Source organism: Streptomyces lomondensis, from assembly GCF_014651035.1.
Lineage (GTDB): Bacteria > Actinomycetota > Actinomycetes > Streptomycetales > Streptomycetaceae > Streptomyces > Streptomyces lomondensis.
In genome coordinates this window covers 134,619-153,869 of sequence record NZ_BMWC01000009.1, presented here as the reverse complement: position 1 = coordinate 153,869, position 19,251 = coordinate 134,619, and the positions used below count along the sequence as shown (strand labels likewise).

Sequence of the window (19,251 nt, the reverse complement as noted above, 5' to 3'; positions counted from 1 at the left end):
AACACTTGTTAGGGAAGGGGGGGTGGGATGCCCACCGCCTGGACGGCGCCCGACGTCATGAAGAGGACGGCCCCCTGATGGACCTCTCCTTCTCGCCCGCCGAGGACGCCTTCCGAGCCGAGGCCCGCGCCTGGCTCACCGCCCATGTCCCCGACACCCCGCTGCCCTCCCTGGAGACGGCGGAGGGCTTCGCGGCCCACCGGGAGTGGGAGCGCACCCTGTTCGCGGACCGTTGGTCGGTGGTCTCCTGGCCCGAGGAGTACGGCGGCCGGGGCGCCTCGATCACCGAGTGGCTGATCTTCGAGGAGGAGTACTACGCGGCCGGCGCGCCGGGCCGGGTCAGCCAGAACGGCATCAACCTGCTGGCCCCCACCCTCTTCGAGCACGGCACGCCGGAGCAGTGCGCCCGCGTCCTGCCGCCGATGGCGAGCGGCGAGGCCGTCTGGGCCCAGGCCTGGTCCGAACCGGAGGCCGGATCCGACCTCGCCGCGCTGCGTTCGACCGCGCGACGCACCGACAGCGGATGGCTGCTCTCCGGCCAGAAGACCTGGTCCTCCCGGGCCGCCTTCGCCGACCGCGCCTTCGGCCTGTTCCGCAGCGACCCGCACACCGACAGGCCCCACCAGGGCCTGACCTACGTGATGTTCCCACTGGATGCGGACGGCGTGATCGTACGCCCCATCGGGCGCCTGGACGGCAAGCCGGCCTTCGCCGAACTCTTCCTCGACGACGTCTTCGTGCCCGACGAGGATGTCATCGGCGAGGTGGGGCAGGGCTGGCGGGTGGCGATGAGCACGGCCGGCAACGAGCGCGGCCTCACCCTGCGCAGCCCCGGCCGCTTCACGGCCGCCGCCGACCGCCTCGCCGCACTGTGGCGCGCCACCGGCGACCCGTCCGACACGGCACTGCGCGACCGGGTCGCCGACGCGGTCGTCCGGGCCCGCGCCTACCAGCTGTTCACGTACGCGAGCGCCTCCCGTCTGGCGGCGGGCGGATCGATCGGCGCGGAGTCGAGCCTGAACAAGGTGTTCTGGTCCGAGCTGGACATCGCCCTGCACGAGACCGCCCTGGACCTCCTCGGCCCCTACGGCGAACTCGCCGACGACGCCGCGGACGCGCCCGCGCACGGCAGCTGGTCCGAGGGGTACACCTTCTCCCTCGCCGGGCCGATCTACGCCGGCACCAACGAGATCCAGCGGGACATCATCGCCGAGCGGCTGCTCGGCCTGCCGAAGGGACGCCGGTGATGCGGTTCCTCCTCGACGACGAGCAGCGCGAGTTCGCCCGCTCACTGGACGCCCTGCTGACCGCGGCCGGGACCCCCGCGGTCGTCCGGACCTGGTCCACCGGAGACCACGGCCCCGGGCGCGCGCTCTGGGCCCGCCTGGCCGAGGCCGGCGTCTTCGCCCTGGCCGTCCCGGAGGAGCACGCCGGGCTGGGGCCCCGCCCCGTGGAACTGACCGTCGCCTTCGCCGAGTTGGGGCGGTACGCGGTGCCTGGTCCGCTGGTGGAGACGGTGGCTGTGGCCGCACTGCTCGACCGCCTCGACGACACGACGGACTGGCTGCCGGGCATCGCCTCCGGCAAGACGGTCGCCTCCCTGTGCCTGCTGACACCCGGCACCCCCTACGCCTTGGACGCGGACGCCGCCGACCTCGTCCTCGTCGTCACCGAGGACACCGTGCGCGTGGCGGAGTCGGCGGGTCCGGTCCAGCCGTCGGCCGACCCGGCGCGCCGACTGGCCCGGCCGCTCGGCGGAACGCCCCTGGCGCAGGGCCCGCAGGTCCGGGCCGCGGCAGCCCACGCGGCCGACGTGGCGGCGCTGGCCACCGCCGCCCAGGCCCTCGGAGTCGGCCGCGCCCTGCTCGACCGCACGGTCGACTACGTGAAGCAACGCACCCAGTTCGGCCGGCCCATCGGCTCCTTCCAGGCGCTCAAGCACCACCTTGCGGACACCTTGATCGCGCTGGAGTTCGCCCAGCCGCTCGTCCACGCGGCGGCAGTGGCCCTGACGGCCGGTGCCGACCGGCCGAGCTGTGCCCGCGACATCGCGGCGGCGAAGCTGGCGGCCTCCGAGGCGACCTACCAGGCCGCCCGCGTGGCCCTGCAGTGCCACGGTGCCCTCGGCTACACCGAGGAACTGGACCTCTCCCTCTGGCTGCGCAAGGCCCGCGCCCTGCGCACCGCCTGGGGAACACCGGCGGCCTGCCGCGCCCGCGTCCTCGCGGCCTGACACCGGGGAGGGGGAGGCCGGGAGGTGCTGGTCGGCGGCCTAGGCTGGCGCGCATGGTTTCGATACTGCAGAACGTGGCGATCGACTGTGCGGATGCCTATGAACTGGCCCTGTTCTGGAGCAGGGTGACTGGCCGACCCCTGCATCCGGAGAGCAGACCGGGACATCGGGAGACTCTGGTGCAGCTGGCGGAGGGCCCAGTGCTGTACTTCAACCAGGTGCCCGAGCCCAAGAAGGTCAAGAACCGTATCCACCTGTGTCTGCGCCCGGAGACCTCGCGTGACCAGGAGGTGGAACGGCTGCTGGGGATCGGTGCCACCTTCGTCAGCGATCACCGGAACCCCGACGGCTCCGGCTGGGCGGTCCTCGCCGACCCCGAAGGCAACGAATTCTGCGTTCTCCGGAGCGAGTCCGACCGGGCCGAGATGAATTCCTGAAGCTTACGGCGGCCCGCGGTCGGGCGAGCAGCGCGGCCACGACGGCATGCTCACCGGAGCACCACGCCCGCTGCCGGCCGGTTCCGTGTCCCGGGCAGCGGGGTGGGTGCGGCGGATCCGTCCAGGACGGCCCTGATGTTGCGGGCGGCCAGGTCGACCATCGCCGCGCGAGTCGCCTCGGTGGCGGAGCCCACATGCGGCAGCACGACCAGGTGGGGCTCGGCGAACAGTGGGTCGTCGGGGTCGGTGCGGGGTTCGTCGACCATCACGTCCAGGCCCGCCGAGTGCAGCCGCCCACAGCGCAGCGCGTCGAGGAGGGCGTGCTCGTCGACGACTCCGCCCCGCCCGGTGTTGACCAGGGTCGCCGTCGTCTTCATGCGGGCGATCTCCGCGGCCCCGATGAGACCGGCCGTCTCGGCGGTCAACGGGGTGTGCACGGACACCACGTCACTGGTGCGGAGGAGGTGGTCGAACGACACCCAGCGGGACAGTTCGTCGTCCTCCCGGCGCCGCGGGTGGTGGTGCTGGACACGCATGCCGAAACCGGCCGCCCTGCGGGCCAGCGCGCGGGCGATCTGTCCGTAGCCGATCAGCCCGAGGGTCGCGCCCTGCACGTCCAGGCCCAGGAAGGCCTCCATGCGGAAGGCGCCCCACTCGCCGCGCCGCAGGGCGTCCATGCTCGCCCCGAGGCGGCGGCGCGCCATCAGGATCAGCGCCATCGCCACGTCCGCGGTGGTCTCGGCGAGCACGCCGGGCGTGTGGGTGACGACCACACCGCGTGCGGCGGCGGCTGCCACGTCGACACCGTCGTAGCCCATCGACGCCAGGGCCACGACACGCAGCTGCGGTCCGGCCGCGTCGAGCAGTTCCGCGTCGACGCGGTCGGAGCCGAGGACGAGCAGTGCCGCGCAGTCGCGGGCCAGCCCGGCCAGTTGGGAAGGGGAGGGCGGGGTCTCCTCCCGCCAGGCGGTGACGTCGTAGCGGGAGGCGAGGTGTGCGACGCCGGTTCCCGGCAGCCCTGTGCGGCTGACCGCGACCCGGGGGAGGGGCTGGGGCAGGTCGGTCATGCTGAACTCCGTTTCTCGGCAGGGCTGTTGACGCGGATCGGGGTCAGGAGGCGGCCGGTTCGCCGAAGTCGAGCAGGACCTTGCACGAACGGGCCGGGTCGGCGGCCAGCGGGAACGCCTCGTCCACCCGGGGCACCGGGACCACCGAGGTGACCACCGGGTCGGCCGCCAGACGCCCGTCGGCCAGCGCCCCGAGCACCTCGCCCAGCTCCGTGTCGAAGCGGAAGGAGCCGACGAGCCGCAGCTCCCGCGTGATGACGGCGTTGGCGGCGACGGGAGTGTCCCCGGGCGGCAGCAGGCCGAGCCCGACCACCAGACCTCCCCGGTCCACGCCGTACACGCAGGTGCGCAGTCCCGCCGGGCTGCCCGAGGACTCCACGGCGATCTCGGCGGCGAGACCGTCCAGTTCGTCCGGCCCCGAGCCGACCCGCACCACCGAGGTGGCGCCCACCGCCTTCGCGACCGTCAGAGGTGCCTCGTGGACGTCGGTGACGGTGATCTCCCCGGCGCCAGCGGCGCGCAGCGCCGCGACGACCAGACAGCCGATCGGACCCGCGCCCGTGACCAGCACCCGCTTCCCCCGTACGTCCCCGGCCTGGCGCACGGCGTGCCAGGCGACCGACGCCGGCTCGGCGAGGGCGGCCAGCCGCGGGTCCAGGCCCTCGGGCAGCGGCAGCACCCGCTCCGCGGGGACGACCAGGACGTCGGCGAAGCCGCCCTGCACATGCGGATTCCGGGCCGCGCTGCCCAGGTAGCCGGCGTCCAGGCAGGTGTTGCGCCGGCCTGCCCGGCACTGGCGGCAGGTGCCGCAGGACGCCAGCGGATGGACCGCCACCTGCGTGCCGGGCGGGAGCGCCTGGACGCCGGGCCCGGTCTCGCGCACCCGGCCGACGATCTCGTGGCCGAGGACGAGGGGTTCGCGCAGCCGGAACTCGCCGACCGCGCCGTGCCGCCAGTAGTGCAGGTCGGATCCGCAGATGCCGCCGTACCGGATGTCGACCGCCACCTCGCCGGGGCCGGGAACCGGCACCGGGCGCTCCTCCAGCCGCAGGTCTCCGGCGCCGTGCGCGACCACTGCTCGCATGTCTGTCTCCTTGTTCTCGAATGACCGCGGCGCGTCGTTCTCGCATGGCCGCGGTGCCTCGCTCTCCAATCACCGCGGCGCATCGTTCCCGAATGGCCGCGGCGTGTCTCAGATGACCGCGGTCAGGCCGCCGTCGACGGCGATGACCTGCCCGTTGACGAAGTCGGAGGCGGGCGCGGCGAGCCACACCAGCGTTCCGACGAGATCCTCGACACGGGCCCAGCGCCCGGCCGGCGTGCGCCCCCGGATTCATGAGTCGAAGGCGGGGTCGTCCACGAGCGGACGGGTCAGCTCGGTGACCACGTAGCCCGGGGCGAGTCCGTTGACCGTCACCCCGGACCCCGCCCACTCCGCGCACATGCCGCGGGTCAGCATCGCCAGTCCGCCCTTCGAGGCCGCGTAGGCCGCGATGCCGGGGCGGGCCAGCCAGGTCTGCACGGAGCAGATGTTCATACTCCGACAGCTGCGACGCGCCCGGCGGCACCCCGTTCTCCGGCCAGCCGTCGTTGCCGCTGCCGGGGAGGGCGCCGTGCAGGTGGACGACGGTCCACGGCCGCAGGGCGGCGACGTCGGTCACGGGCCGGGTATCCGCCGCGGCCCGGCTGGTCCCAGACCGCGGGCGTCTGCTCGGTGGCGGGAACCTCGACCGCGGTGAGCGGGAACGCTCCGGAGAGATTGTTCGTCCATGTGACGCGCAGCCGCTCGCCCCTGCGGACCTCGAACGTGGGGCCCGGCAGGTGCCCGTCGTAGGTCCACACGGGCGTGGGTGGAAGCTGGGAGTGGCGCCGCACCGCTGCGGCACGCATCCGGGCGGTGGCGTACGAGACGCCGTCGGCGCGGGTCTTCGCGACGGTCCGGGGGATGCGCAGCGGGTCGAGGTAAGGGGTGAGGGTTCTGGCCGGGGCCGTGGCGGGACCGGTTTCTGCCACCTCTTCCACCGCCGGTGCGGCCTTCTCGCCGGCCACGATCAGTGCACCGGCGGCAGTCGAGGCCAGAAGTGTCCGACGGCTCAAGTGTGTTGCGTTGCGTGCGTCTTCCATGCCGTCCTTCGGTCGGGGCCGTCAGGGGGCGTCAGCTGTTGCCGTCGGTAGCCGCCTCGGCGGCGTGCACCGTGTGGCCGCCGAACTGCTGCCGCATCGCCGCGAGTGCCTTCAGCTGGGCCGCGTCCGGCTTGCGGGAGGCGAAGCGGGCGAAGAGCGCCGCCGTCATGGCGGGCGCGGAGACGGAGAGGCGTACGGCCTCCTCGACCGTCCAGCGGCCCTCGCCGGAGTCGTCGACCCGGCCGGACAGCGCGGCCAGGCCCGGATCGTCGTCCAGGGCACGGACGAGGAGGTCGAGCAGCCAGGAGCGGACGACCGTGCCTTGCCGCCAGGAGGCGAGCACCTTCGGCACGTCGGGCACGTACTCGCAGGCCTCCAGCAGTTCGTAGCCCTCGGCGAGCGCCTGCATCATGCCGTACTCGATGCCGTTGTGGACCATCTTGGCGTAGTGGCCCGCGCCCACCGGGCCCGCGTGGCACAGGCCGTCCCGGTCGGGAGCGAGCGACTCCAGCAGCGGCCGGACGCGCCGCACGTGCTCGTCCTCGCCTCCGCACATCACGGCGTAGCCGTTCTCCCGGCCCCAGACGCCCCCGCTCACCCCGCAGTCGACGTAGCCGATGCCGCGCTCGGCGAGCAGCCGGGCGTGCTCGGTGTCGTCGCTGAAGCGGGAGTTGCCGCCCTCCACGATCACGTCACCGGGCGACAGCAGCCCGGACAGCTGCCGCAGGGCCTGGCGGGTCGCGTCGCCCGCGGGCAGCATCAGCCACACCACGCGCGGGGCGGCGAGCTTGCCGGCCAGTTCCTCCAGGGACGTCACGTCACGGTCGGGGGAGGTGCGGCTGTAGCCGGTCACCTCGTGGCCGGCGTCCCGCCAGCGGGCTGCCATATTGCCGCCCATGCGGCCCAGCCCGACGATTCCTACCTGCATGTGGGTCTCAGTCCTTACGTTGGTGGGAGCGGGGGCCGCGCAGGAGGTGCAGGACGACGCTGTTGTCCAGGTCGCCGAGCCCCTCCGCCTCGACCCGCGCGTACAGGCGGGCGACGGTCGTGGCGAGCGGCAGGGTGGTGTCCTCGGCGGCCGCGCTGTGCAGCACGAAGCCGAGGTCCTTGTGGAGGTAGCGGGCCGGGCCGGACGGGGCGAAGTCCGACTCGGCGAGGTGGCGGCGCTTCTGCGCGAGCACTTCGGAGGAGGCCAGGCCGCCCGCCAGTACGTCCAGCAGTGCGGCCGGTTCGAGCCCGCCGCGCTCGCCGAGCAGGACGGCCTCGGCGAGCGCCACCAGGGTTCCGGCGACCACGAGTTGGTTGCACGCCTTGGCGAGCGATCCGGCGCCGGTGCCGCCCATGCGCCGGACCGTCGAGCCCATCGCCTCCAGGTAGGGGCGGACCCGCTCGACGGCGTCGTCCGGCCCGCCCGTCATGATCGACAAGGTGGCGTCGCGGGCACCCGTGACGCCTCCGCTGACGGGGGCGTCGACGACGGTGACACCGCGCGGGCGCAGCTCGTCGGCCAACTGCCGTACCCCGACCGGGGACACGGTGCCCATCACGACCAGGGTCTCCATGACCCGGCCGGGGGCGAGCAGCGCCTCCAGCACGTCCGCGACCTGCGGCAGATCGGGCAGCATGGTGAGGACGACCGGGGCCGTGACCTCTTCCGGCTGGGCGACAGTCCGGCAGCCGGCCGCCCGCGCCGCCTCCCGTGGCGCCGGGCTACGGTTCCAGGCCAGTACGTCGAAGCCGGCCCGGGCGAGGTTCGACGCCATGGGCAGCCCCATCGCGCCGAGCCCGACGAAGCCCACCGCCGGCGGTGCCGGGCTCATGCCCGGACGCCTGTCCGCGCGACCAACTCACGTAGCCGGCCGAGCAGTTCGGGCGCCTCGGTCACCTCACGGTTGACGACGAAACGCGGGATCCGGCCCGCCGCCACGTCCAGTACGGCCTGTACGGCGCTGCCGCCGTTCCCGGCGGACATCTCGTCGGTCCAGGCGAGGGCGTGCGGACTGAGCACGACCTGGTCCATGGTCAGCAACGGGTGGTCCGGCGCGGGGGGTTCGGACTCGAAGACGTCGAGGCCGGCGCCCCGGATGCGGCGCGTCCGCAGCGCCTCGACCAGTGCGGCCTCGTCGACGATGGGACCACGGGCGACGTTGAGCAGCACGGCGGTTGGCTTCATCAGGGACAGCCGCCGCGCGTCGACGAGATGGCGGGTCTCCTCGGTCAGCGCGCACATCACGATCACGGCGTCCGCCTCGGCCATCACCGTGTCGGCGTCGGCGAGCCGCACCCCGAGCTCCCGGGCGGCGGCCGGCGGGCAGTACGGGTCGTACGCCACGATCTCCACCTCGAACGGCCGCAGCAGCCCGACCAGATCCCGCGCGGTGTTGCCCAGCCCGAGCAGACCGATACGGCGGCCGGTGAGGCCGAGCCCCATCCACTGCTCCTTCTCGGCCCAGCGGTTCTCGCGCACCAGGCGGTCCTTGGCGACCAGGTTGTGCAGGACGGCCAGGAGCAGGGCGAGCGCGGCGGTGGCGACGGGACGGCGGGCCCCGTCGGGGGTGATGGTGACCAGGGCGCCGTGCCGGGTGCAGGCGTCGAGGTCGACGGTGTCGTAGCCGACGCCGAACCGGGCGAAGAGCACCGGCGGCCGGGCGCAGCCCGCGAAGGTGCGCTCGGTGACGGCGGGCGCGGCGAACAGCACGGCGTCCAGCCCGTCGACGTCGGCGGCCGCCAACTCGCCGGTCGTACGCGGTAGATAGTGCCAGTCCACACCGGGCGCCGCGGTCAGCTCGCCGAGCCGGATGTCGCCCCATACGTTGCGCCCGTCGGCGTCCAGGAAGTCGCGGCTGACGCCGACGGTGAAACGGTCGCCGGCCATCACAGCACCGCCACCGGGGTGACGGGCGAGCCGGTGCCGCCAGGGACGTTCAACGGAGCCACGACCAGCATGAACTCGTGGCGGCCCGCTTCCGCGCACGCGGCGGAGAGCGCTTCGAGGTCCAGGTTGTCCAGCAGCGGCACACCCATGGCGGTGATGGCGAGCGCGTGCACGGGGGAGTGCAGGCCCTCGACCGGCGAGGGCCGGACGTCGCTGTCGCCGTCACCGCCGAGCAGCGCGATGCCGCGCTCGGCCAGCAGCGGCATCGCGTCGACGTGGAAACCGGCACTGGCCGCGTCCGGGTTCCAGGCGCCCAGCTCGGCGCGGCGCCGGAAGTGCCCGGAGCGCAGCAGGACGGCGTCGCCCTCGCCGATGCTCACCCCGAGGGCCTTCTCGGCGGCCACGACGTCCTCGGCGTGCACGGCCCGGCCCGGCTCCAGCCAGTCGATGCCCAGGACGGCCGGGAGGTCCAGGAGGACACCCCGGGTGACCAGGGGACCGAGGGCGGCGACCGAGCCGAAGCGGGCACCGGCGGCGTCGACGACCTCGCGCGCGGTGCGGCCGTCGTAGAGCTGCCCGCGGTAGGCGATGTGGGAGAGGGCGTCGAGGTGGCTGACGCCCTTGCCGTGGTAGTCGACGGCGATGAAGTCCTTGTGGCAGGACGGTTCGGGGGCCTCGACGTCGCCGAGGTCGGACATGTAGTGCAGGGCGGGCTTGCCGTTGTCCGGGCCCGGCACGGTGTTCCACGGCAGGGCCATGGGGACGGTGGTGCCGGTGCGGACCAGCGCGGCGGCGCGGCGCGCGTGGTCGGGCGTGACCCGGTTCCAGGCGCCGCGGTCGGCCTGCTCGGGGGCCCAGCGGCCCCAGGTGCGCACGGCCTCGAAGAGGGCGTCGAACTCCGCGCGGGTGAGAGGCGGCCCGTTGTCGGGAACGGACGGGGAGGAAGGAGGATCGTGCGGGCTGCTGGTCATGGGCTTGCTCAGCGCTCCAAGGCTCGGAGGGTGCCGTCGGCCGACCCGGAAGGCGCGCTACGGTCGAGAGGCCCCGGCACAGCGACGAGGGAACTCGACGGCGAAGCGTGCGCCGACGGCATTGCCGTTCGGGGACACACGAGAGACAATAACAATATGCTGAACGACGAACAGAATGATGGGTGGAGTTGCTGGTGAGCGCAAGCGATCCGGGGAGTCTCGTCCCGGCGGTGACCCGAGCCGTGGCGATCCTCGACACGCTCGGCGAGGCGGAGGGGCGCCCCCTCTCGGTCAGTGAGATCGCGCGGGCGCTGGGCCTGCCCAAGTCGTCGACGGGCAACCTGTGCGCCTCGCTGGAGGCGGCGGGCATGATCACCCGCAGCGGCACCGGCTTCACGCTGGGACGCAAGCTGGTCGAACTCGGCGGCCGCTACCTGGCCACGGTCGACCAGCTGCGCGACTTCTACGAGCTGTGCCGCCGCAGCACCCACATCTCCCGGGAGACCGCCCGCGTGGCCGTGCTCGACGGCCTGGACGTGCTCTACCTGGGCCGGTACGACGGGACGCAGCCGCTGCGGCTGACCGCGAACATCGGCGACCGCTTCCCCGCCAACTGCACCGCGACCGGCAAGGCGATCCTGGCCGCGCTGGATCCCGCGGTGGCCGAGGACCGGCTGCGCGGCCGGCCGCTGCCCGCCCTGAGTGAGCGGTCCATCACCTCCGTGCCCGCCCTGATGGCGGACCTGGAGCTCACCCGCGAGCGCGGCTACGCCGTGGACGACGAGGAGACCACGGCCGGCATCCTCTGCCTGGCCGTGCCGGTCACGGGCTTCCGGACCGACTCGGCGCCGTTCGCGATCAGTGTCACCGTGCTGAAGGCCCGGCTGGACGACGAGTTCCGCGAGGCCCTGCTGAAGGACCTGCGCTCCATCGCCGCCGGCCTGGAGAACCCCATGCTGCCGAAGGGGGCACCGCAGGGCAGGGGCTGACGCGCGGCGCGAGGCCGGAACCGTCACGGCGGCCGTACGGAGACATCTCTCCGTACGGCCGCCGTAACTTTGAGGCAATCAATAAAGTCTGACCTATTGACCAACATGTTGCGCGGTGTACAGGATTCTGGTCGAGCCGATGGAGTGACCTCGGCTGGCAGATCCTTCGGAGAAGTCCGTGTATGACGCTTCCGACGATGACACAGCACCTCGCGAAGAAACACCCCTACCAGGCGGTACATCCCCCCTGGTGAGCATCCGCGGACTGCGCAAGCGGTTCGGCGGCACCCTCGCCCTCGCCGACGTCGACCTCGACATCCGCGCGGGCAGCGTCCTGGCCCTGCTCGGCCACAACGGCGCGGGCAAGTCCACCCTCATCAAGATCCTCGCCGGCGTCCACCGCGCGGACGAGGGCGAGGTCACCGTGGCCGGCCACCCGCTCGGCACCGACGCCGCCGGTGCCGAGATGTCCTTCATCCACCAGGACCTCGGTCTGGTCGAGTGGATGACGGTCGCCGAGAACATCGCCCTCGGCACCGGCTACCCGCGCACCGGCGGCCTCGTCTCCTGGCGGCAGGTCCGCCGGCGGGCCGTCGAAGCCCTGGACATCGTCGCCGGTCACCTCGACCCGGACGCGCCGGTGGCCGACCTCACCCGCGCGGAACGCTCCCTCGTCGCCCTCGCCCGCGCCCTGTCCACCCGGGCCCGGCTGATCGTGCTCGACGAGCCCACCGCGAGCCTGCCCGCAGCGGACTGCGCGCGCCTCTTCGACGTCCTGCACACCCTGCGCGACCGCGGCCACGGCATCATCTACGTCAGCCACCGCCTCGACGAGGTCTTCCAGGTCGCCGACAGCTTCGCCGTCCTGCGCGACGGCCGGCTCATCAGCCAGGGCCGTCTCGCCGACCACGGCCCCGACCGGATCGTCCACGACATCGTGGGCCGCGAACCCGAGAGCCACCGGCCGCAACGAGGCCAGGGCGACGGGGCCACCGTGCTCCGCCTCACCGGCGTCACGACCCACGGCGCCGGTCCCGTCGACCTCGACCTGCGCGCCGGTGAAGTCCTCGGCATGGTCGGCCTCACCGGCGCCGGCCACATGGACCTCGGCCGCGCCCTCGCCGGGGCAGGCACCCTCCTGGACGGCGAGGTACTGCTCGACGGCGCGCCCTACCGCCCCCGCTCCGTCACCGAGGCCGTCGACGCGGGCATCGGCTTCGTCACCAGCAACCGCCAGGAGGAGGGCTGCGCCCTCGAACTCACCGTCCGCGAGAACTTCCTCGCCAACCCCCGGGCCGACAGCCGCTCCCCATGGCGCTGGAACAGCCCACGGCGAGAACGAGCCGAGGCGGCAGCGCTCATCGAGCGGTTCGGCGTCCGCCCCGCCGACTCCGAGGCCCCGATCGCCACCCTGTCCGGCGGCAACCAGCAGAAGGTCATGATCGGCCGCTGGCTGCGCATCGGCCGCCGCGTGGTGATCCTCGAAGAACCCACCGCCGGCGTCGACGTCGGAGCCAAGGCCGAGATCTACCGCCTCCTCGACGAGGCCCTCGCCCAGGGACTCGCCGTCCTGCTCATCTCCTCCGACTTCGAAGAGGTCGCCGACGTGTGCCACCGCGCCCTGGTCTTCGCCCGGGGCACCGTGACGGCCGAACTCGCCGGCGTCTCCCTCACCGTCACAGAACTCACCCACGCCGCGTCGGCGATGCCGGCGCTCACCGGAACGGCGGACGACTGATGGCCACGCACACCGAACCCTCCCCGGACCGCACCCGCACCCCGTCCGGCGACGGCCCCCGGCGCGGCACCGGCCGACTGCGCGGCCACCTGATCGGCACCTACGGTCTCCTGGCCCTCACCGCCCTGCTGTTCCTCGCCTTCACCGTGGCGCTGCCCGGCTCCTTCCCCACCGCCGACAACCTCACCTCCCTGCTCTCCACCAACGCCATCCCCGCGATGCTCGCGCTCGGCGCGATGATCCCCATCGTCACCGGCAAGTTCGACCTGTCGATCGGCTACGGCCTCGGCCTGTGGCACGTCCTGACGATGCAGCTCATCGTGGTGGGCGGCTGGCCCTGGCAGTTCGCCTGCCTCGTGACGATCGCCGGCGGCACCCTGGTCGGCGTCCTCAACGGCCTGCTCGTCGAACTCGCCAAGATCGACTCGTTCATCGCCACCCTCGGCACCGGCAGCGTCCTCTACGCCGTCACCCTCTGGATCACCAACGGCGCCCGCATCGTCCCCGGCCCCGAGGGCCTGCCCGCCTGGTTCACCGACCTTTACACCTCGACGTTCCTCGGCCTGCCGGTGCCCGCCTTCTACGTCCTGGTCCTCGCCTTCGTGCTCTGGCTGGTCCTCGAACGCCTGCCGCTGGGCCGGTACCTGTACGTCATCGGGTCCAACGCCCGCGCCGCCGACCTCGTCGGCATCCCGACCCGCCGCTACAGCATCTACGCCTTCGCCGGCTCCGGATTCGTCGTGGGCGTGTCCGGTGTCCTGCTCGCCGCGCAGCAGCAGATCGGAAACCCCAGCGGCGGCCAGGACTACCTGCTGCCGGCCTTCGTGGGCGCGCTCCTCGGCTCCACCGCCATCAAGCCCGGCCGCGCCAACGCCCTGGGCACCATCGTCGCCGTCACCATCCTCGCGGTCGGCCTGTCCGGCATCACCCTGGCCGGCGCCGACTTCTGGGTCACGCCCCTGTTCAACGGCGGCACCCTGCTGATCGCCGTCGGACTCGCCGGCCTGTCGGCACGCCGCCGGCTGCGCGCCGGAGCCGCCGCGACCCGCCGCTCGCTCAGCGCCGACGGCGAGCCGCCCGCCGCACCCGTGGCCACCGAACCGGCGCCCAACGACGAGCCGCGCCACCGGGTGGCGTAGCCGCCTCGCCCCCGCACACCTCCCCTCAGTTCCCCGCACGTCATAAGGAGCCGTACGTGCCGTACCACCGCACCCGCAAGCAGACCGTCAGAGCCGTGGCCGCCCTGGCCGTGCTCGCCGCCTCCCTCACCGGCTGCGTCCGCGGCTCGCAGATGGCCACCCCCGGCACCGCCGGATCCGGCAAGGCCGGCTGCCCCGGCGTCCTCGCGAAGGCGAAGAAGGCCGTCGGCGACGCCGAAGCCGTCGACGTCCCCTGGCGCGGCCCGACCACCGGCCCCCGAGCCGTCTCCGGCCCCCGGACCCTCGTCTACGTGGCCAACACCATGACCAACCCGGGCATCGCCGGCGCGGCCGAGGGAGTGCGGGAAGCCGCGCGGACCATGGGCTGGAAGGTCCGGGTGATCGACGGACAGGGCTCTCCCGCCGGCGTCCAGAAGGCGTTCAGTCAGGCCATCGCGCTGAACCCCTCCGGCATCGTCATCGGCGGCTTCGATCCGAAGACCACGTCGGAACAGGTCCGTCAGGCGAACGCCAAGAACATCCCCCTCATCGGCTGGCACGCCGTCAACAACCCCGGACCCAGCACGAACCCGAAGCTGTACACCAACGTCACCACCGACGTCGGCGACGTCGCGAAGATCAGCGCGGACTGGGTCATCGCGCAGTCCAACGGCACCGCGGGCGTGGTGGTCTTCACCGACGCCTCGATCCCCTTCGCCGACATGAAGGCCAAGCTGATCGAGAAGGAACTCGCCACCTGCCCCGACGTGCACCTGCTGGCGACCGAGAACATCCCGATCCCCGACTCCAGCAGCCGCACACCGACCGAGGTCTCCTCCCTGCTCGCGCGCTACCGCACCAAGTGGACGTACTCCGTCGCCATCAACGACCTCTACTTCGGGGACGCGGCACCCGCGCTGCGCTCGGGCGGGAAGCAGGGCGGTGGCGCGCCGTTCAACATCGGCGCGGGCGACGGCGACTCCTCAGCGTTCCAGCGCATCAACACCAGGCAGTTCCAGGCCGCGACCGTGCCCGAACCCCTCAACGAACAGGGCTGGCAGATCGTCGACGAGTTCAACCGGGCCTTCGCCGGCAAGCCCGCGAGCGGCTATGTCTCGCCCCCGCACATCGCCACGGCCCGGAACAGCGCGGGCGCCTCGTCCTGGGACCCGAAGGGCTACCGGGAGGCATACCGGAAGCTGTGGGGGAAGTGACTAACGTGCCAGCACCTGCCGCGCGGCATCGGACTGTCGCCGCAGCAGGCTCTTCCAGGTGGTGAGGAGCTCCGGGCTCTCGGTGAGCACGTGCCGCTGGGCCCTGGCGAGACCGGTGTACGCCGACCGCAGATAGTCGGTCTCGTCCTTGCAGGTCAGATCGGCCCGTGCGGACGGCTCGGTCCTGAACACCGCTTTCGCGGGGAGTTTCTCCAGCACCTGCAAGGGATCCCGGAACGTGAATCCCGCCCGTTTCATACAGGTGGCCCATCTGGCGTTCAGCGACTTGAATTCGGGGTCTTGCCGGACCAGGCTCTGCGCTTCCACTTCCGCCTCGTACAGTTTGATGCGGGTTTCCGACCAGCGCTTCAGATTCTTCTTCTCTCCGAGCAGCCGCGTGTCGGCCTGCGTCTGGCAGCCGTGCGCGGGCCGGCTCACCTGCATGGTTGCGCCCTTGGCCGTGATGCGGTCGGACTCGTCACCGTAGAGCGCCCGAATGTAGGCCTTGTCCACGCGTCCCGGCTTTTCCGAGGCCGGGCTCTCCCGCGTCGCCAGGGGTTGTTCGAGAGATTCCAGTCCGAACGGCTTGGGCCGGTCAGGGGCCCCGACCTCGGCAGGGTCCATGGCCGGATAGGTGAATCCCGCCTCCTTCATGCAGCGCGCGATCAGCTGCCCCTGCGCCGCGCTGATCTGTCGGCCCACTTCCTCGGTGTCGTAGACCGCGGAGTAAATGGGCGGGAGCAAGTGGGGCGGGGCTGCGCTCGGCAGCGGGGCCGGGTCGTCGGCGGGAGCACCCGAGCATGCGGTGCCCAGCGCTACGACCACCGGCAACAGCAGCGTGGTCACGGCGAGGCGCCTCGGCGGCCGACGGCCGCCGAGGTCCTCCCGTCCGGTGACGGTCAGTTGAAGCATGTGATGCTCGTCGTCCCCCTGAGGAGGAGCGAGCTCGCCTGGTCGTTCATCCCGGAAGGCAGGTACGTCCCGGTCTGCCTGCCGGGGTTCACGCAGAACAGGAAGTTCGCGTGGTTGATGTCCCGGTAGTAGTGGCTCTCGTAGCCGCCGGTCGAGGAGTTGCTCGCCGCGGTGATGTTGTCGTTGACCACTCCACCGCTGTTGCTGAAGTAGTCATTGGTGAAATTGGAGTCGCTGTTGAAGTAGTTGACGCGCTGGTTGTCGCCCTGGATGTCCTTGAACACGCAGTGGTAGCCCGACGGGCAGTTGGCGGCAGCCGAAGCGGGCGAGGCGGCCAGGACCCCTCCCAGCATGATCGCCGCCATGGAACCGAATGCCGTCGCTGTGCGTGCGATGGACAGTCTCCTCATGAGCTTCTCCTTGGGTTGAGGTCTGGTTGACCGCGGTCCCCACGGTGTGGCGTGAATATGGGCAGGAACCTTGCGCAAACCTTGCTTCACTGGTCAGCAGTGGGCCGACTGGTGCGGGAAGCAACCCCGTAGGCGGGGTTGTCCGGAGTGACCTCGGGGGGAAGCGCATGACGGATTTTCTGCTGCTGGGCACGGTCGAGTTACGTGGCGCGGACGGCGCGGCCGTGGACCCGGGGCCGGCCAAGCAGCGCACGGTCCTGGCGGCGCTGCTGGCGGACGCGGGCCGCTGGGTGACGGCGGAGACCCTGATCGACCGGGTCTGGGGGCAGGACCTGCCCGCTCAGGTACGCCCCTCGCTGTACGCCCACATCGCCCGGGTCCGCCGGACGCTGGCAGGCATGGCCGCACCCCTGTGCGAGAGCGTGGACGGTGCTGCCGCGCGACCGCAGCTGCGGCGCGGTCCTGGAGGCTACCTGCTCGACGTACCGCCCGACCGGGTCGACGTGCACCGGTTTCGGCAACTGGTCGAACAGGCCCGCGGTGCCGACCGCGCGCTTGCCGAGCGGGTCGCGATGCTGCGTGAGGCGCTCGAGCTGTGGCGCGGTGAGCCGCTGGCGGAGCTGCCCGGTGCGTGGGCGCAGCGCACCCGGCACAGCTGGCAACAGCAGCGCATCGAGGCGGTGGTGGCGTGGGCCGATGCCGAGTTTCTCATGGGCCGTCATGCGGAGGTGATCGGCGCGATGACCGGTCTGCTCGCCGAGCATCCGCTGGTCGAGCCGTTCGCCGTGGCGCTCATGCGGGCACTGCACGCTGCCGGGCGCGGCCCGGAGGCGCTGGCCTGCTACGCCGACCTGCGGAACCGACTGGTCGAGGAACTCGGCGCGGATCCGGGTGCCGAGGTGCAGCAGGTGCATCAGGCGATCCTGCGCGGCGAAGCCGCCCTGCCCGCGGCCCGCGCCGCGCTGCCACCTGCCGAGGCGGCGCAGACTCAGGTGGTTCCGGCGCAACTGCCTCTGGGAGCAGCGGGGTTCACCGGCCGGGAGGAGGAACTGGCCCAGCTGGACGCGATCCTGGCCGCTGACGCGGAGTGGCCGGCCACGCTGGTCATCTCGACGATCGCCGGTGCGGGCGGCATCGGCAAGACCTGGCTGGCGTTGTACTGGGCGCACCGCCATACCGAGCACTTCCCCGACGGTCAGCTCTTCGTCGATCTGCTGGGCTTCAACCCGTCCATGCCACCCATGGAACCGACCACGGCCCTGCGAGGCTTCCTGGAAGCGCTGGGCGTCGCCCCAAGTGCCGTGCCGTCCACGCTGCACGGCCAGGCCGGCCTGTACCGGAGCCTACTGGCGGACAAACGGATGCTGGTGGTCCTGGACAACGCGGGCAGCCCGGATCAGATCGTCCCCCTGCTGCCCGGCAACCCGAACTGCGTGGTGCTGATCACCAGTCGCCGCAAGCTGACCGAGCTGGCCATCCGGCACGGCGCCCGGCCCATCGCGCTCGAGGCGTTGAGCCCAGCGGATTCACGCCGCGTCCTGGACACGCGGCTGGGCACCACGCGGACTGCCGCCGAGCCGGACGCCGTCGACGAACTGCTGGCCCTGTGCGACGGATATCCCCTCGCGCTGGGCATCATCGTCGGCCGCGCGGCATGCGCACCGAGACTTCCCCTGGCCCGGCTCGCCGCTGAACTGCGTGAGTCCACGACCAGGTTGGACGTCCTCGACGACGACACGCCCACGGCGAGCCTGCCGAAGGTGCTGTCCTGGTCGTACAACGCCCTGGCACCCGTACAGGCGCGGCTGTTCGCGTTGCTGGGACTGGCATCCGGCCCCGACATCGGCCTGTTCGCGCTCGCTTCCCTTGCCGACCTGCCCGGACCGACGGCCCGGGCGGCGTTGCGCGCCTTGGAGAGCCTGCACCTCATCGAGCAGTACGAGCCCGGCCGATGGCGCATGCACGACCTCGTACGCCTGTACGCCGCTGACCGGGGCCGCCAGGACCTCTCGCCCGAGGACCGGGACGCGGCCCTACGGCGGCTGATCGAGTTCTACCTGCACACCACGTGCGCGACCCGCCCGTTGATGCAGGCGCACGAGTCGCCTCCCGGACTCCGCGAACCCATACCGGGTTGCCGACCGCAGCGGATGACCACGCAGGCCGAGGCGGTGCAGTGGCTCGCCGGAGAACTGCCCAATCTGCTCGCCGCCCAGAGCCTGGCGGCCGACCAAGGCTGGCGGCAACTCGTGTGGCAGTTCGTCTGGAGCCTGGACCACTTCCACAGCCTACTCGGGCATGTCCGCGACAGAATGGCGATGTGCAGAGCCGCCCTCGCGGCACTCGACCCCGACGACACACTTGATGTCCATGTGATGGTCCATCGGCAGCTCGGACACGCCGCAGCCCATGTCGGAGCGCACGAGGAAGCCACCAAGCACCTGATGCATGCGCTGAGCCTGGCCGAGCAGGCCGACGACCACGGTACTCAGGCCCGCATCCACATCTCGCTCGCGCAGGCATACGGGCAACAGGACCATCTCCCTCCGGCACTGGACCACGCCACCCGCGCCCTGCAACTGCACCAGCGAGTGGACCAGCCGGTGACGAAGGCCACCGCGCTCAACTCAGTGGGCTGGTACAGCGCCCGGCTCGGACGCTACGACCAGGCCCGCGCCCACTGCGAGGCGGCACTGAAGCTTTCCCGCCGCATCCGGCACGACTCTTTGGAAGCCGACATCCTGGACAGCCTCGGCTATATCGCCGACCACACCGGCCACCACCTCGAAGCGGTGGACCACTACCAGCTCGCCGCGGCCCGCTACCGCGCCCTCGGCGGGGACTACTGGGCCGCCGACACCCTCAACCGCCTGGGCTACGCCTACCATGCGCTCGGCCGACCCGACCGGGCGCGCATCACCTGGGAAGAGGCGGCGGCGATGTACCGGGACCAGCACCGCCACGCGCTCGCTGACCGCGTCCAGGGCCAGCTCGACGACCTCGAACTCGCCGGAGCGGGTTAGCGCGCGGAGCGCCGGGTTCCCGATTCCCGTTGCCGCGACCCAGCAGCGCCCGATGCAGCCGACGCCATAGGCAGATGCCGCCAGGCACAGCCGCTGGTCAGCGCGTACACCAATGCCGT

The 19,251-nt window shown here is 72.2% G+C and carries 17 protein-coding genes and 1 pseudogene; 8 read left to right on the top strand and 10 right to left on the bottom strand.

Features of this window, described 5'->3' with window-relative positions; translation table 11 throughout:
• Positions 1 to 77 precede the first annotated feature (77 nt).
• The 3 genes from IE255_RS27660 to IE255_RS27650 are packed head-to-tail and all read left to right on the top strand — an operon-like array spanning position 78 to position 2,670.
• Positions 78 to 1,247, top strand: a complete 1,170-nt coding sequence (locus tag IE255_RS27660; protein WP_190053092.1) for an acyl-CoA dehydrogenase family protein — start codon at positions 78 to 80, stop codon at positions 1,245 to 1,247.
• A complete protein-coding gene (locus IE255_RS27655) occupies positions 1,247 to 2,233 on the top strand; it encodes an acyl-CoA dehydrogenase family protein (protein ID WP_190053091.1) in 987 nt (328 codons plus the stop codon). Before IE255_RS27660 ends, IE255_RS27655 begins: the two co-directional genes overlap by 1 nt.
• Before the next feature lie 53 nt (positions 2,234 to 2,286).
• Positions 2,287 to 2,670: a VOC family protein gene (locus IE255_RS27650; protein WP_190053090.1), complete on the top strand. Its 384-nt coding sequence runs from the start codon at positions 2,287 to 2,289 to the stop codon at positions 2,668 to 2,670.
• A gap of 50 nt (positions 2,671 to 2,720) precedes the next feature.
• Here IE255_RS27650 and IE255_RS27645 read toward each other — a convergent pair whose 3' ends face one another.
• The 8 genes and pseudogenes from IE255_RS27645 to IE255_RS27610 form a co-directional block, all read right to left on the bottom strand.
• Entirely contained in the window at positions 2,721 to 3,737 is a 1,017-nt protein-coding gene (locus IE255_RS27645) for a 2-hydroxyacid dehydrogenase (RefSeq protein ID WP_190053089.1), read from the bottom strand.
• Between the two features lie 43 nt (positions 3,738 to 3,780).
• Entirely contained in the window at positions 3,781 to 4,821 is a 1,041-nt protein-coding gene (locus tag IE255_RS27640; RefSeq protein WP_190053088.1) for an L-idonate 5-dehydrogenase, read from the bottom strand.
• Positions 4,822 to 4,929: 108 nt separating this feature from the next.
• Positions 4,930 to 5,274: pseudogene (locus tag IE255_RS27635) on the bottom strand (SDR family oxidoreductase); the annotation flags it as partial.
• Entirely contained in the window at positions 5,271 to 5,627 is a 357-nt protein-coding gene (locus IE255_RS27630; RefSeq protein WP_229906631.1) for a multicopper oxidase domain-containing protein, read from the bottom strand. The pseudogene IE255_RS27635 and the gene IE255_RS27630, both read right to left, overlap by 4 nt.
• Before the next feature lie 265 nt (positions 5,628 to 5,892).
• Complete coding sequence (gene gnd, locus IE255_RS27625) at positions 5,893 to 6,789, bottom strand: phosphogluconate dehydrogenase (NAD(+)-dependent, decarboxylating) (protein WP_190053086.1); 897 nt, start codon at positions 6,787 to 6,789, stop codon at positions 5,893 to 5,895.
• A 7-nt stretch (positions 6,790 to 6,796) separates the two neighbouring features.
• Positions 6,797 to 7,681, bottom strand: a complete 885-nt coding sequence (locus tag IE255_RS27620; protein WP_190053085.1) for an NAD(P)-dependent oxidoreductase — start codon at positions 7,679 to 7,681, stop codon at positions 6,797 to 6,799.
• On the bottom strand, positions 7,678 to 8,736 hold the full coding sequence (locus IE255_RS27615) for an NAD(P)-dependent oxidoreductase (protein WP_190053084.1): 1,059 nt from the start codon (positions 8,734 to 8,736) through the stop codon (positions 7,678 to 7,680). Before IE255_RS27615 ends, IE255_RS27620 begins: the two co-directional genes overlap by 4 nt.
• Positions 8,736 to 9,707, bottom strand: a complete 972-nt coding sequence (locus tag IE255_RS27610) for a cyclase family protein (protein WP_190053083.1) — start codon at positions 9,705 to 9,707, stop codon at positions 8,736 to 8,738. The genes IE255_RS27615 and IE255_RS27610 overlap by 1 nt, the downstream gene beginning before the upstream one ends.
• A gap of 194 nt (positions 9,708 to 9,901) precedes the next feature.
• Between IE255_RS27610 and IE255_RS27605 the strand changes: the two genes are divergently transcribed.
• The 4 genes from IE255_RS27605 to IE255_RS27590 all read left to right on the top strand — a co-directional run bounded on the left by IE255_RS27605 (position 9,902) and on the right by IE255_RS27590 (position 14,787).
• Positions 9,902 to 10,696 carry an IclR family transcriptional regulator gene (locus IE255_RS27605; protein WP_229906622.1) on the top strand — a complete coding sequence of 265 codons (795 nt, stop codon included), beginning with the start codon at positions 9,902 to 9,904 and terminating at the stop codon, positions 10,694 to 10,696.
• 178 nt (positions 10,697 to 10,874) lie between these two features.
• Positions 10,875 to 12,434, top strand: a complete 1,560-nt coding sequence (locus IE255_RS27600) for a sugar ABC transporter ATP-binding protein (protein WP_190053082.1) — start codon at positions 10,875 to 10,877, stop codon at positions 12,432 to 12,434.
• Positions 12,434 to 13,573, top strand: a complete 1,140-nt coding sequence (locus IE255_RS27595; RefSeq protein ID WP_190053081.1) for an ABC transporter permease — start codon at positions 12,434 to 12,436, stop codon at positions 13,571 to 13,573. The genes IE255_RS27600 and IE255_RS27595 overlap by 1 nt, the downstream gene beginning before the upstream one ends.
• A gap of 56 nt (positions 13,574 to 13,629) precedes the next feature.
• Positions 13,630 to 14,787 carry a substrate-binding domain-containing protein gene (locus tag IE255_RS27590; protein ID WP_229906620.1) on the top strand — a complete coding sequence of 386 codons (1,158 nt, stop codon included), beginning with the start codon at positions 13,630 to 13,632 and terminating at the stop codon, positions 14,785 to 14,787.
• On the opposite strand, the gene IE255_RS27585 is transcribed toward IE255_RS27590, so the two are convergent.
• Both IE255_RS27585 and IE255_RS27580 read right to left on the bottom strand, forming a co-directional pair.
• Positions 14,788 to 15,699, bottom strand: coding sequence for a hypothetical protein (locus tag IE255_RS27585; RefSeq protein ID WP_190053080.1), 912 nt, complete (start codon positions 15,697 to 15,699; stop codon positions 14,788 to 14,790).
• On the bottom strand, positions 15,687 to 16,109 hold the full coding sequence (locus IE255_RS27580; RefSeq protein WP_190053079.1) for a peptidase inhibitor family I36 protein: 423 nt from the start codon (positions 16,107 to 16,109) through the stop codon (positions 15,687 to 15,689). The genes IE255_RS27585 and IE255_RS27580 overlap by 13 nt, the downstream gene beginning before the upstream one ends.
• Before the next feature lie 167 nt (positions 16,110 to 16,276).
• Between IE255_RS27580 and IE255_RS27575 the strand changes: the two genes are divergently transcribed.
• Positions 16,277 to 19,132 carry an AfsR/SARP family transcriptional regulator gene (locus IE255_RS27575; protein WP_190053078.1) on the top strand — a complete coding sequence of 952 codons (2,856 nt, stop codon included), beginning with the start codon at positions 16,277 to 16,279 and terminating at the stop codon, positions 19,130 to 19,132.
• The last annotated feature ends 119 nt before the right edge of the window (positions 19,133 to 19,251 follow it).

What these genes read in the sequence shown, in the direction of transcription:
- IE255_RS27660 (WP_190053092.1), top strand. Translation starts at nt 78, where the DNA reads ATGGACCTCTCCTTCTCGCCCGCCGAGGACGCCTTCCGAGCCGAGGCC.
- IE255_RS27655 (WP_190053091.1), top strand. Translation starts at nt 1,247, where the DNA reads ATGCGGTTCCTCCTCGACGACGAGCAGCGCGAGTTCGCCCGCTCACTG.
- IE255_RS27650 (WP_190053090.1), top strand. Translation starts at nt 2,287, where the DNA reads ATGGTTTCGATACTGCAGAACGTGGCGATCGACTGTGCGGATGCCTAT.
- IE255_RS27645 (WP_190053089.1), bottom strand. Translation starts at nt 3,737, where the DNA reads ATGACCGACCTGCCCCAGCCCCTCCCCCGGGTCGCGGTCAGCCGCACA.
- IE255_RS27640 (WP_190053088.1), bottom strand. Translation starts at nt 4,821, where the DNA reads ATGCGAGCAGTGGTCGCGCACGGCGCCGGAGACCTGCGGCTGGAGGAG.
- IE255_RS27630 (WP_229906631.1), bottom strand. Translation starts at nt 5,627, where the DNA reads ATGCGTGCCGCAGCGGTGCGGCGCCACTCCCAGCTTCCACCCACGCCC.
- gnd (WP_190053086.1), bottom strand. Translation starts at nt 6,789, where the DNA reads ATGCAGGTAGGAATCGTCGGGCTGGGCCGCATGGGCGGCAATATGGCA.
- IE255_RS27620 (WP_190053085.1), bottom strand. Translation starts at nt 7,681, where the DNA reads ATGAGCCCGGCACCGCCGGCGGTGGGCTTCGTCGGGCTCGGCGCGATG.
- IE255_RS27615 (WP_190053084.1), bottom strand. Translation starts at nt 8,736, where the DNA reads ATGGCCGGCGACCGTTTCACCGTCGGCGTCAGCCGCGACTTCCTGGAC.
- IE255_RS27610 (WP_190053083.1), bottom strand. Translation starts at nt 9,707, where the DNA reads ATGACCAGCAGCCCGCACGATCCTCCTTCCTCCCCGTCCGTTCCCGAC.
- IE255_RS27595 (WP_190053081.1), top strand. Translation starts at nt 12,434, where the DNA reads ATGGCCACGCACACCGAACCCTCCCCGGACCGCACCCGCACCCCGTCC.
- IE255_RS27585 (WP_190053080.1), bottom strand. Translation starts at nt 15,699, where the DNA reads ATGCTTCAACTGACCGTCACCGGACGGGAGGACCTCGGCGGCCGTCGG.
- IE255_RS27580 (WP_190053079.1), bottom strand. Translation starts at nt 16,109, where the DNA reads ATGAGGAGACTGTCCATCGCACGCACAGCGACGGCATTCGGTTCCATG.
- IE255_RS27575 (WP_190053078.1), top strand. Translation starts at nt 16,277, where the DNA reads ATGACGGATTTTCTGCTGCTGGGCACGGTCGAGTTACGTGGCGCGGAC.